We start from the raw sequence: 12,046 nt of genomic DNA, 5'->3' as shown, positions 1-12,046 counted from the left end.
TCGGTGCGGCGCATGCTCGGGACATGCCCGAGCTCGCCACATTGCGCATCAGTTGGCGGCCGAAGCTGCCGCGGCCGGGGCCTTGGGCTCGTCGAACTTGGCACCGCCCTGGTTGGCCATGTAGACCACGGCGCGGGAGATTTCGAAATCGCTGAAATCGCCACCGCCCTGTGCGCCCATGGCGCCCTTGCCCTTGAGGGCCGAGGTCAGCAGTGCGTCATAACCAGTCTTCACGCGCGGGCCCCAGGCGGCTTCGTCGCCCAGCTTGGGGGCGCCGGCAGCGCCGGTCGAGTGGCAGGCCGCGCACTGGGCCTGGAACACCTGCTCGCCGGTCTTCAGGGCGGCGACATTGTTCATGTCCTTCAGCTCGATCGCGCCGATGGGCTGGATGCGGGCGGCCACAGCCTGTGCTTCCAGGGCCTCGGTACCGGCAGACGGCTTGGAGTCGCTGGTCACATAGTTGGCCAGCAGAATGATGACGATGACAGGAACGACAAAGGCAAAGAACACGGCCCAGGCCAGTTGCTTGGGCGTCTTGATCGGGCCTTCATGGGCTTCGTCAGCATGATCGTGCTCGTGTGCGTGATTCTGGTTTCCGCTCATGAAATCCTCGTTGGCGTCGGCAAGGGAAGATGCAATGCCCGGCGGTTCACCGGACGCAAAACCGGCAGATTATATCTGTCAGCACCTGGGGCTGACTGCAAGGATTGACGCTCGTCACGGCGGGCGCGGCCGCTGAGGTTAGAATGCGCGCTCCCGGCGACCGTGGTGAAGTGGATATCATTGGGCCCTCCGAAGGCTTAGGCGCAAGTTCGATTCTTGCCGGTCGCACCACCGGATACCTCTCCCTGTCAGCAAGCCCCGATATTGCGGCGCTTGCTGAAGACCCGCCGCAAGCTGCGGCGCGGCCCCGATCTCCCCCACACCCAGAACCCAATGTTCAGCGCGAGCCCCAGCCGGCCAGTGCGCTGAGCCCATGAGCTCGCGCCGGCATGGCGCCAAGCACCTGCTGGCACAAGGCATCGGGCGACTGGCCCTGGGCCCAGGCTTCGGCGAACCGCGTCAGCATTTGGCGTGCATGACGGGACAGGCCGCCTTCCACCGGATCGGCCGCCAAGGCCTGCAGGCGTTGAATGTAAAGCTGCCGAGCCGCCTCGCTGCTGTTGATCAGGCGCAGCAAAGCCTGCCCCTGGCGCAGGAACTCAGGCTCAGCCAAGCCCGCCCCCCGAGGCTCATCCTGGCTCAGACAGACCCAATACTCCAAGGGCCCCAGGGAACGCCAGGCACCAAACTGTTGAGCAGCCAGCGAGGCGGCCGAGCCGGAGTGGCTCGGCGCGCCCCAGGCCTGGCGGCGGCCGCTGGGCAGGCGGCCGGTCTGCAGCCCGGCCAACAAGGTCTGGGCCAGCACCGCGCAGGCCTGGGCATCGCCGCGCTCCCCGACTACGGCCAGCAGGTTCAAGAAATCGGGATACAGGGCATCGCCCAAGCTGCGGCAGACCTGGTCCAGCAAAGCCAGACGCAACTCCTCGTCAGGCAGATCCACACATCCGGACAGCAGGGCTTGGGCTGCGGCCGTCCAGTCGGGCTCGCGGCGCGCGTCGGCCATGGACGCTCAACCCTGAGTCCGCATGGCCGCCAGCACGCGCTCGGCATGGGCTTGCACCGAGAGCCCGCGCGCCTGCGGCTCGACCTCGGCGCGCAAGAGTGCCGCAGCCCCACCCATGGACGGAGTCGAAGGCGAACCCAGGGAGGCCAACCCTGCCGCGGGCGCAGCCACAGGCAGCGCCCCGTGAGGGAGGCTGAAGGCAAACGCAGAGCTGGCAAGCGTGTTCATGAATGAAGAGGGGCTGGGTGCATCGTTCGAGGCCCGAAGCCTAAGCCGGCAGAGCTGCTTTGGAAATTGCGGCTGTTCCTAATCGCCCGCCGCTGCGGCACTGCATTCGATCGATTGCGGACAGCCCTAGTTGCGGTCATCCGCATTGCGAACGCCCCCAACTTACGCGTCGGCTTGCAAATCGTTTCAATGACCAGGCAGTTGATCGCGGGTGGCTACTGATGCCACTGCGACGCCCAAACCTTGCATCCCGACGGATGCAAAACGGGCGAGGTTCCAAAAACCATGAGTCATTTCACGCACTCATTCATCCATCCACTGAACTTATTGCAAGGAGAGCCCGACCATGTTCACCAACTCTGTTTCGTCGGCCAGCGCCGGTATCGCCATCGGCGGCTGCGGCCCCGTCGACCGCAGCAACCCCAGCCACGCCAGCACCTCGATGCAGGGCGGCAAGGCGGTGTTCGAGAACGACAACTACCGCATCACCGCGGCCGATGCCAACCGTGTGGAGATCACCAACAAGAAGACCGGTGAAAACTATGTGGTCTGGGGCGACCCGCATGTCAATGTCGATGGCCAGCATGCCTTTGACTTCTGGGGCACCACCACCTTCAAGCTCGATGACGGCACCAAGCTGACCTTCGAAACCGTGCCGGCCGGCAACGACATGACCCTGCCCAGCAAGCTGACCATCACGAATGGCGACTACGGCGTGCGCATCAGCGGCATCGACACCAACCAGCGCGGCGACCTCAAGATCGACGAAGCCAAGGGCTGGGGCCAGACCCTGGACGGCGTCACCGACGACGGCAATGTGCTGCTCGAGAACGCCAACGGCAAGGGCTTTGTCGCCGTGGACGGCAATGGCAAGCTGGTGCAGGTGAACCAGAACTACATCAACGGCACCGACCTGCAAAAAGGCGGCGCCGCCGCCGCAGCGGCGGCCCAGCAACAGCAGCAGTTGCAGCATCTGGCCCAGATCTTCCAGGGCGCCTTCCAGGCCATGAGCAGCATCCTCAGCATCAGCCTCAGCGGCGCCCTGCTGCGCAATCTGCTGGGCCAGGACAGCGAAGGCTCGCGCGCCAACACCGGCGTGGCCGGCGGCGGCCGCGCCTGGACCGGCGGCACGGTCAACTTCAACGAAGCCGCCAACCCGCAGGGCTGGGCCCTGAGCGCGCAGCTGAGCTTGAACCTGACGCTTACCCGCTGGCAGGCCTGAGCCGCCATACCGGCCCCGCGGCCGCCAGCCTTCGTCGGCGGCCTTCATCGGCGATATTCACGGGGCTTGCAGCCCGCTCACCGCACTGGGGAGCGGGCGTTTGCGTTTGGATGGGCGAACCCGCAAGACTTGAGGATGGGCAGCCCCTTCATTTCAGGTGCAAGCCCGAACACCGGCGGCCGCAGCGCTCTAGAACACGCGTTCGTAGGCCCCGCTGCGCGCCTCATGGACGAGTTGGGCCCAGCCATTCATCCACTGCAGACTGGGGCTGTCGGGCTCGCGGTAGCGATGGACGACGAGGGCCTCGACATCCAGCTGCACCGGGGGCATCGAGGCATCACCGGCAGCGGTCGAGGTTGGCAGGAACTGCAGCACCGGCCGGCGCACGCTGTCCATGCCGTCCAGCAGATTGCCCTCATCCAGATCCAGCGCCCACTGAAAGGCCGGGCGGCGGATCAGGATCAGCTCGCCCAACAGCAGCGCCAGATCCATCAGCAGGGAATACACGATCTCCGGGCCACGCCGATCGCTGGCCAGCCAGACCTCGTCACGCGCCAGCTGCGGCGCGGCTTTCTGGAGCGCGGGAAACACACGCAAGCTCCAGCGGTGCAGGCCATCCAGCAGCGCCGCCGGCTCAGCACCGGCCAGAGCCACCGCCACATCGACCCCGGCCTCGGTGTGCAGGAAGTCGCTGGCGATGCGCAGCCGCGTCGGGCGCTGAGTCTGCAGATATTCGAGGTTCTCCTGAGCCTGAGCCAGACTCAGCAACTGCCCATCTCGACGGTAAGCATGGGGCGCCGCATAGACGGGATAGCGCTCACGCAGGCGCTGCAGCAGCGCCTGGCCTTCAGAACGCTCGGTTTTTCGTGTGAGCCAGGACCACATGGAAGGCATCATGCCATGGGGTGCGCGGCGCGGGACCCGGCTCCGATGCAAGCGAATCGCGGCATCAGAACCAGGACTTGAGCGTGTCGAACAGCCCGCGGCCGGCCTGGTCGCCGACCACAGCGCCGGCGATGCCGCCGACAAGGCCGCCGATCACCGTGCCCACGCCGGGGAAGATGGCTGTGCCCAGGGCTGCGCCGCCGACGGCCCCGCCCCAGCCGCCAGCCGCCCCACCGGCCAGGCCGGAAGCGGCGCGGCCGGTGTGAACCCCGACGCGGTCGCCATCCTTGCGGAAGGCGCTGCCGACCTCGACGGCGTCCATCACCAGACCAAGCGGTCGTGCCACCTTGCCCACGCCCTCGAGCACGTGGCCGGCGCCACGCAGCAGGCGGTTCTCGCGAAGGGCTTGACCGTCCAGCGCGGCCTGGCGGGCCAGGTCGGAGTCCATGCTGTTGCGACCGACCTTGGATTCGATCTCCAGACGCTGGCTCCGGCGCGGATCCGCAGCCGGGCGATCCACCACCACATCGACCACCCGTGCGCCACCCTGGCGCGGCTGCTCGATCTCCACCGGCATGCCCTGGGCACGCCAGCGGTCCGCAATCGCATCGCGTGCCAGGTCGCCGTTGCGGTTGTTGGCCAGGGAGGCTGGGACCCCGGAGCTCTTGCCGAGCGAGCCCGGCGGCACCGGGTTGGCCAGGCGTTCCACGGTGATGCCATGACCCTCGAGCATGGCACGCAGGCCATCGGTGAAACCGCTCTTGCCCGTCCAGGCACTGGTGGTGGACACCCACTGCTTGACGAGGATGGGGTTGTCGACCAACAAGCGTCGGCCCTCGCTGGCCCAGGCATGGCCTGCGGCCGCCAGACCGTTCGGCGTGGCCTCAGCCAAGCCCGCCACCGCGGCCACCACGTCCTGGTTGAAGCGCGCGAGCTCGCCGGCATCGCGGCCGGTCAGTTCGGTCTCGATCGCGGCATGGGCGGCCGAGGCCTTGCCAAAGTCCTGCTGGCTGGCCTGCGCCACCCAGCCGGCCAGGCGCCGCGTGTCCAGCTGACCGCTGGCAGAGTCGCGGGCCAGGCTCAGCAGTTCACCGGCGGAGCCGGTTGCCGACGCGGCGCTGCCGGACCTGCCAGCACTGCGGCCGGTGTCGATGGTGGTACTCATGATGATGGACCCTTCTTGCGTGTGCGTGTGTGTTGGCATGTCACTGACCGAAGTCAGCTCGCATCGCTGCGATTGCAGCCCGTCTCGCTGACTCGCGATAGCCGGGGCCGCTCCCAGCTAGTAACGCCCCTAATCGGCGGCATGGGCTCCAGACCCGATTGCGGATGGTCCCGTCTTTCGCCGGCAGCGCACTTCTTCTCCAATGCATGGCATCGGGGCACCGCCCCAAGAGCCAAGGCCAAGGAGCCCAGACATGAACCTCACGAACCCGAGCTACCGCGTGCACAGCGGCGACACCCTCAGCCGCATTGCCAAAAACCATGGCATCAGTGCCGAAGCCTTGATGCAAGCCAATGGCATGGATCCGAAGCTGGCCGACGGCCGTGTGGGCAGCAGCCCCCGCGACCCGGACCGCCTGCGCGTCGGCCAGGTCTTGCGCATCCCGGTGGCCACGCCGGGGCTGGAGCGTGAGCACCGCGTCGTGCCCGGAGAAACCTTGCCCGGCATTGCCGAGCACTGGGGTGTGGATCTCAAGAAGCTGCTGCTGGCCAACCCCTTGGTCGAAGCCGTCAATTCCCTGCTGGCAGGGCTGGAGGCCCCGGCTGCCTCGGCACAGGCAGCAGCAGCGCCGTCTGCCGAACGACCCGCGGCAAACAACAACGGCGGCGGCCTCAACGCCGATACCGAGCTGGGCAAACTCAGCGCTCGCTACGAATCGGGTCGCCGTGGCAGCGCGGCCATTGGCTACGACAACACCGGCGGCTGGTCCTACGGCAAGTACCAGATCGAAACCCAGCGCGGCACCATGGCCAAGTTCCTCGACCACGCCGCCACGCACGCGCCCGAGATGCATCAGGCGCTGACAGCGGCAGGCGGCCTGGAGGCCGCTCGTGCGGGCACGGCAGAGTTCAAGAAGGCCTGGGTGAGCTTGGCCGCGGACCCGGGCTTCGCAGCCCTGCAGCACAGCTTCATTGCCAGCCGGCACTACGAGCCACTGGCGGCCCGACTCAAGACGGAGCAGGGCCTGGACCTGTCGCAGCGCTCAGCAGCGCTGCGCGATGTGGTCTGGTCGGTGGCGGTCCAGCATGGTTCGGGCTCCTCGGTCATCGCCAAGGCGCTGGCGGGACGTGATGTCAGTCAGCTCAAAGATGCCGACATCATCAATGCCATTTACGATGAGCGTGGCGCCGAGAAGCTGGACAAGTCCGGCAAGACGGTGCTGAAGTACTTCTCCAAATCCACGGATGATGTGCAGGCCGGCGTGCGCCATCGCTTCGAGCAGGAGCGCAAGCAGGCCTTGCAGATGCTGTCGCCTTTCCCGGCGGCGCCGCATCGTCCTTGACCCCGGCGATCGCCGCTTCCCACACATGCTTCTCACTGCCGCCCGCCCTTCTGCCTCCAGCTCAGCCCGATCGTGTCGCTGGGGATCACCGCTCAGCCGGAGCTGGCGCCTGAAGCCACTGGGTTTGCTGCTGCTCGCGCATGCCGCTGCCCTCTCGGCTTCGGCCGTGGGGGCCGCTGCAGAGTCAAGCGCGAGCTCAGGCCCGGCCTTCGACTGCCGCAAGGCCAGCAGCGCAACCGAAAAAGCCATCTGCGCCAGCGCCGAGCTGAGTCGGCTGGACCGGCAGCAGCAGAAGGCCTGGAAGGCCATGAACAGCGCCCTGCAAGAGCATCCGCAGCATGGCGCGCTCAAACAGGACCAGCTGGCCTGGCTGAAGGCGCGTGATCGCTGCGCGGCCGATGCGGCCTGCATCACCGAGGCCTACCAGGGGCGCCTGAGCCAGCTGCAGGGCGGCGGCTCGCTGCCCTGGGCGGGGGTGTTCGAGCTGCCCGGCACGGGCAGCCTGGCCCTCTACCCGGTGCTGGCCACGCCAACCGGGCCGGCGGCTGCGACGCGCTACCGCGTCAGCCTGCAGACGGCCGAGCCCAAGACCGCGCGCTGGACTTGCGAATGGCAGGGCGAGGCCGATCTGCTGCCTGCCAGCGCCACGCAGCCTGCCCGGCTGCATCTGCTCATGCCCGGCGCCAAGCCGGTGGCCGCCAGCCTCCAGGCTGACGGCACGCTGGAGATCGCCAACGACGCGGCCACCCAAGCCGCGGCCGATTCGCTGTGCGGCAACGGCGGCAGCTTTGCGTTTCGCTACCGCCGCAGTTCAGCGGCTCGCTGACGAGTCGCCCCGCCCAACAGTCACTGCCACACCAAACCGTTCGGCCCCAAGCTGAGGCGCTCGGGCTCGCGGCCCAGCACCCGCTGCAGATTGGCGCGGGCGGCATCGCGCAGATGCTGTTGCTGCGCCGCGGGTTGGGGGTTGGCCTTCTGGCTCAGCTGGGCCAGGGCCATGAAGGTGCCGACCATGGCGCATTGCTCGTAGAGGCCGCGCAGGGCTTGCGGCGTCTGGGCGCCCAGGCGGGTCACCATGTCCGGCTGAGCCGCCAGCTGCTCGGCCAGGGCCTGGGTGTGGGCATCGCTGACCTCGACGCCCCGCATCACCATGTAGTTGCCCACGATGAACGCCGCCATCGCACCAGCCACATCGTTGCGCGGCCAGCCCAGGCGCTGCTCGATCTGCACGAACACATCCTTGCTCTGCAGATAGGCCTTGCGCATGCGGTCCTGATGGGCGGCCGGGAACACCTTGGACAGCTGCTCGGCATTGCTGTGCCACTGCTCGGCGCCATCGGCCGCCAGGCGCAGGCCCGAGGAGATCGAGAAACCAGCAATGGGCATGCGCGAATCCGCGCCAGCCTCGGCGGGCGCCACTGGAATCAAGACCTGGGCCTGGGCCTGCTGTGCCAGCAGCACCGGCAACGCGAGGGCCAGGCGCCAAATCAAGGCGTGGGCTCGAAGCTGGAGACGAAGAGGCCTGACTTGCCGAGACCTTGGACTGGCGGAAGGCTTCAAAAAACGCATGGACAACATGATGGGGCTTCCCTCTCGCGCTGGCGGGCTTGTTCAATTCGTGGGCGTCTGCATAGGTGCCGACACTCAGCGGTACGCTGCCTCGGCCGCAGCGCGCCTGGGCTCGGCATCCAGGCTCAAACCCTGGCTCCCGAGACGCAGCCGATTCAAGCGCAGGGATCAGAACCAGCTCAACAGGCCACAGCTGTACACCGCCTCGCGCCCGCCTCCCGTGCTGGCGGCACGCAAAGCCTTGTCGCTGTCACGAACGCCATCGATCAAGGTGGGCGTGGAGGCCGTGGCAGACACGGCATAGGCCAAGGGGCATCCGCTGACGCCCAGGCCGCCGCCGTAGCGGTCATCGCCCACCTGCGCGACAAAGCTCAGCCATTGACCGTCCGCCGACCAGGACAGGTCGAGCATGGACAGACGCACCGGATCATCGATCCGCTCCGGGCTGGCTTGAGCGACCACGCTCACAGCACCACCCAACACCGGTGCACGATAGAGCACCGGCACCTCACGGGTCTCACCCTTGCTGTTGCGCAGACCCGCCCATTTGACGACGGCCAGGGTCTTGCCGTCCGGGCTGACCGCCAGGTTCTCATTGCCGGCACGCGCCTCCGGCGGAAACTGGATGGCCACAGCGGCCGACTGATTCTGAACCGGGTCGTAGATCAAAACCTGGCCCTTCTCGAAGTACGCGAGGCGACCGTCCGGCAACCAGTCAAAGCCACCGCCACCATCCGCCTCTTGATAGGAGCCGGTCAACAGAATCTGGCCCTGACGATTGAAGACCAGCGCCCGCGTCTTGCGAGAGGAGTTGGTGGCAAATTCATAGGCCGCCAGGTACTTGCCATCGTGCGACATGCGCAGGCGCAAGAGCTTGGCCTTTTCGTCGGGGCTGGTCTGCGTCGCGAGCTTGAAACTGGCACCGAGTGTGAGCGCGGGCCAGTTGAAGATGTCCACAGTTTCGGCCCCGTCTTCACGGATCAGTTCCCGTGTGGGCCGACTGACCGCCCAGGCATCTGACACGCCAAGCGCCTGCGCCCGCGCGCTGCGCGGCAGGTCGATCTGTTGCCCCGTCGCCAGATCCAGCACCTGCGCATCGACACGCGTGTCCGCCGGGTCACGCACCAGCAGGCCAAGCACACTGGGCGAAGCAGGATCGGGCGCAGGCGCAGGCGCAGGCGCGGGTGCGGGTGCGGGTGCGGGTGCGGGTGCAGGAGCTGGGGCAGGGGCCTCGCCGCCACCGCCGCCTCCACAGGCGCTCAGGGCCGCGAGCAGGGCGACGACCACCAGCCGCGAACCCGGCTTGTTGGGCATCGAGGTGCCCTGCCTGGGCGCTGGGGCTGAACCGAAGGCTTGGACTTGCATGACAAAACTCCCTCACTCTGGATTGAAACGGAACCACAGCACACACATGAAACCGCGGCCACACGCGCGCCACAAACACCAACGGCGAAGAGAGCCAAAGCTCCCTCCGCCGCAGGGCCCCCTCGCGGGCGCCCACACCCGGGGCCAAGAGCCCCGGGCTTGCTCGCAGACTTACTGCTTGCGAGCCATCGAAGACAGGGCTTCGCCCAGCGACTTGATCGCGGTCGAGAACACGCTGTTCAACATGCTGTATTCCTGACCGGTGGCCTGGAACTCGGTCATGGTCTTGTTGAACTCTTGAGCGTTCTTGCCGTCTTCTTCCTGCTTGACCTTGGGGTCGGTGGCCGTGGACTTGGCTTGCTGCAGATCGGTCATCTTGGCCGACAGCTCCACCAAGTGCTTGGCCTTGTCGCCCAGGGCTTGGCCCATGGCCTTGGCAATGGCTTGCAGCCAGCCGCCGGCGCCGTCGGACTCTTCGCCACTGCCCTGGGCCTTGCGGTTGCCCAGCACGGACTGCACGAAATCCTGCTGGAAGTCAGCCTTGAACTTGGCAATCGCGCCGCCGAACTGCTGCTGAGCCAGGCTCTGCATATCGGCCGGAACGGCGTTGTTGCGCAGGCCGCCGAGGACGTTGTCGGCACGGTCCTTGATCAGGTCGCCCAGGAACTTGGGCATGCCGTGCTGCTGTTGCAGCTGGTTGATGCCGTCCTTGATGGCATCGCCGATGGCCGACTGGACCAGGTTGCCCACGGCTTGGCCGATCATGGCGCCCAGCGGGCCGCCAAACGCACCACCGATGACGCTGCCGATGCTGCTCAGCAGACCACCACCGCCACCCACCACGCTGTTCAAAGCTCCAGACATTGCAATTCTCCTGAGGGGGCCTTGGCCGGTCGTTTGCTTAAGAAGACCTGGTGGCAAGGCCGGGTTTGAAAACAAAGGTTCACTTCCTGTCGGAAGCGAGCTGCTTGAGGGCCGCTGCCTTGAGTCCACGGATCGCCGGTTGGTGACTCGTGGGCTTGGCTTGCAGTGCCGACGGAATGAATTTCACGCCTTTCAACTCGCTTTCGTAAGTCAGGACCATCGGCAGTCAGGAACGGCCCCAACTAGGGTTGTCCGCATTCGCAGCAGCGGCAGCAGGCTCCGGTCGATAACGGCCACGCAGTGCGGCATAGGGCGTCAGGTCTTCACCGGGGACCGGGCTGCGCCTCGCGGTGGCGTCGGCCTCGGCGCCCGGCCCGGTCTGTGCGCCTGCGGCCGGCTCCGAAGCCCGCGCCAGGTCCTCACGCACCTCGGCGGCCCAGAGGATGACCTCGGCGATGATGTCGAACAGATCGGGCGGGATGGCCTCGCCCACTTCGGCGCGGGCCAGCAGATCGCGGGCCAGGGGCACATTGCGCACGATGGGCACACCCGCCTGCTCGGCGGCGGCGCGCATGCCGGCGGCCACATCGCCCTCGCCCTTGGCGCTGATCAGGGGCACGGGGCAGCGCTCGCGCTCGTAGTCGATGGCGATGGCCACATGGGTGGGGTTGACGATCAGCGCATTGGCCGTGCGGGCGGCCTGGTTCGAGTTCTGCTGCGCCCACTCGGCATGGGCCTGGCGCCGCTGGGCCTTGATCATGGGATCGCCCTCGTTGTCCTTGTACTCCTGCTTGATGTCGCGCAGGCTCATGCGCATCTTCTTGGTGAAGGAGTGGCGCTGCCACAGCAGGTCCAGCAAGGCCACGATCAAGAAGGCGCACAAGGCCCAGGCACACAGCCGCCAGCTGGCATCCCAGAGCAGGGCCGCCAGGGGCCGCGGGTCTTCGCCGCCCTGGCGTGCCAGGCCCAGCCACTGCGGCAGACGTGAGCGCAGCAGCAGCCAGGCGAGAAACAGCAGCAGGCTGGCCTTGATGATGTTCTTGAGCAGCTCGATCAGGCTGTCCATCGAGAACATGCGCTTGATGCCGGCCGCCGGGTTCAGGTGCTCCATCTTGGGCGTGACCTTGTCCATGGCCCAGATCGCGCCCACCTGCAGAAACTCGCTGAGCAGACCCACCGCCACCACGGGCAGCAGCAGGAGCAGGCAGATCCAGAGCAGGCTCTCCAGCGCCGCCCCGCCAAGGGAGCGCGCCACCAGGATGAAGCCACCAGCATCCCAGCCCTGTGCGAGGGCATGGAAGAGCTGCTCGCTGAGCGCCTGCAGGCGCTGGGCTGCAGGGTGCAAGAGAGCGGCAAACAAACCCAGCCACACCAGCAGGGTCAGCGTCGTGCCCAGGTCGCGGCTCTTGGGCACATCGCCCTTCTTGCGCGCGTCCTGCAATCGCTTGGGTGTGGGCTTCTCGGTCTTGTCGCCGCCGCTCTCGGCCATCTCATGCTTTCTGTGCGCTTGCCAGGGGCTGTTGTCGCTGCTCAAGCGAGGCAGAGCCAGGACCGACCCCGCGCAGAAGCGCGTGAACAAACGCACACTTTGAAGCAGGGCCGACAGGCTGCCGATGACAGATCCGTATCTTTTGTAAGCAACTATGTCCTAGGGGGGATGTACAGCTAACCCGCTATTTACACACCTGAAGGCGAAGTCTCGACCCATCCGCTGACGCTCACACTTGATTACAAACTCCGCTTCCGGGTCTTGAAGCCAGCACATCGCGCCGGGATAGTGCGAGGCATTCAGGGAGTGGT

The 12,046-nt window shown here is 66.8% G+C and carries 12 protein-coding genes and 1 tRNA gene; 4 read left to right on the top strand and 9 right to left on the bottom strand.

The window, feature by feature from the left end:
- Positions 1-48: 48 nt before the first annotated feature.
- Positions 49-603: a c-type cytochrome gene (locus C1O66_RS17710; protein WP_102769097.1), complete on the bottom strand. Its 555-nt coding sequence runs from the start codon at positions 601-603 to the stop codon at positions 49-51.
- A 156-nt stretch (positions 604-759) separates the two neighbouring features.
- Between C1O66_RS17710 and C1O66_RS17705 the strand changes: the two genes are divergently transcribed.
- Positions 760-834: transfer RNA gene (locus C1O66_RS17705), tRNA-Arg, on the top strand.
- A gap of 106 nt (positions 835-940) precedes the next feature.
- Here C1O66_RS17705 and C1O66_RS17700 read toward each other — a convergent pair.
- Together C1O66_RS17700 and C1O66_RS17695 are read right to left on the bottom strand one after the other, a co-directional pair.
- Positions 941-1,606, bottom strand: a complete 666-nt coding sequence (locus tag C1O66_RS17700) for a hypothetical protein (RefSeq protein WP_102769096.1) — start codon at positions 1,604-1,606, stop codon at positions 941-943.
- Positions 1,607-1,612: 6 nt separating this feature from the next.
- Positions 1,613-1,834: a hypothetical protein gene (locus tag C1O66_RS17695; RefSeq protein ID WP_102769095.1), complete on the bottom strand. Its 222-nt coding sequence runs from the start codon at positions 1,832-1,834 to the stop codon at positions 1,613-1,615.
- A gap of 346 nt (positions 1,835-2,180) precedes the next feature.
- On the opposite strand from C1O66_RS17695, the gene C1O66_RS17690 reads away from it, so the two are divergent.
- On the top strand, positions 2,181-3,056 hold the full coding sequence (locus tag C1O66_RS17690; protein WP_102769094.1) for a DUF1521 domain-containing protein: 876 nt from the start codon (positions 2,181-2,183) through the stop codon (positions 3,054-3,056).
- Between the two features lie 189 nt (positions 3,057-3,245).
- On the opposite strand, the gene C1O66_RS17685 is transcribed toward C1O66_RS17690, so the two are convergent.
- Together C1O66_RS17685 and C1O66_RS17680 are read right to left on the bottom strand one after the other, a co-directional pair.
- A complete protein-coding gene (locus tag C1O66_RS17685) occupies positions 3,246-3,941 on the bottom strand; it encodes a hypothetical protein (protein ID WP_102769093.1) in 696 nt (231 codons plus the stop codon).
- A 64-nt stretch (positions 3,942-4,005) separates the two neighbouring features.
- Positions 4,006-5,106 (bottom strand): hypothetical protein, encoded by a 1,101-nt coding sequence (locus C1O66_RS17680; protein WP_102769092.1) that lies wholly within the window; start codon positions 5,104-5,106, stop codon positions 4,006-4,008.
- 253 nt (positions 5,107-5,359) lie between these two features.
- Here C1O66_RS17680 and C1O66_RS17675 point away from each other — a divergent pair, with 253 nt between their 5' ends.
- Together C1O66_RS17675 and C1O66_RS17670 are read left to right on the top strand one after the other, a co-directional pair.
- Entirely contained in the window at positions 5,360-6,448 is a 1,089-nt protein-coding gene (locus C1O66_RS17675) for a LysM peptidoglycan-binding domain-containing protein (RefSeq protein ID WP_165794665.1), read from the top strand.
- A 124-nt stretch (positions 6,449-6,572) separates the two neighbouring features.
- The gene (locus C1O66_RS17670) at positions 6,573-7,274 is read left to right on the top strand and encodes a lysozyme inhibitor LprI family protein (RefSeq protein ID WP_165794664.1); all 702 of its coding nucleotides are present in this window, start codon (positions 6,573-6,575) and stop codon (positions 7,272-7,274) included.
- A gap of 20 nt (positions 7,275-7,294) precedes the next feature.
- Here C1O66_RS17670 and C1O66_RS17665 read toward each other — a convergent pair whose 3' ends face one another.
- The 4 genes from C1O66_RS17665 to sctU all read right to left on the bottom strand — a co-directional run bounded on the left by C1O66_RS17665 (position 7,295) and on the right by sctU (position 11,780).
- Entirely contained in the window at positions 7,295-7,939 is a 645-nt protein-coding gene (locus tag C1O66_RS17665) for a DUF6683 family protein (protein ID WP_102769089.1), read from the bottom strand.
- A 246-nt stretch (positions 7,940-8,185) separates the two neighbouring features.
- Positions 8,186-9,382: a hypothetical protein gene (locus C1O66_RS23975; protein ID WP_165794453.1), complete on the bottom strand. Its 1,197-nt coding sequence runs from the start codon at positions 9,380-9,382 to the stop codon at positions 8,186-8,188.
- Between the two features lie 171 nt (positions 9,383-9,553).
- Positions 9,554-10,246, bottom strand: a complete 693-nt coding sequence (locus C1O66_RS17655) for a hypothetical protein (protein WP_133155276.1) — start codon at positions 10,244-10,246, stop codon at positions 9,554-9,556.
- 226 nt (positions 10,247-10,472) lie between these two features.
- Positions 10,473-11,780, bottom strand: a complete 1,308-nt coding sequence (gene sctU / locus C1O66_RS17650) for a type III secretion system export apparatus subunit SctU (RefSeq protein ID WP_243392841.1) — start codon at positions 11,778-11,780, stop codon at positions 10,473-10,475.
- Positions 11,781-12,046: the final 266 nt, after the last annotated feature.

The organism is Paucibacter aquatile (assembly GCF_002885975.1).
Taxonomy (GTDB): domain Bacteria; phylum Pseudomonadota; class Gammaproteobacteria; order Burkholderiales; family Burkholderiaceae_C; genus Paucibacter_A; species Paucibacter_A aquatilis.
The sequence above is the reverse complement of the archived record's forward strand: the minus strand, read 5'-3'. Positions and strand labels throughout refer to the sequence as shown.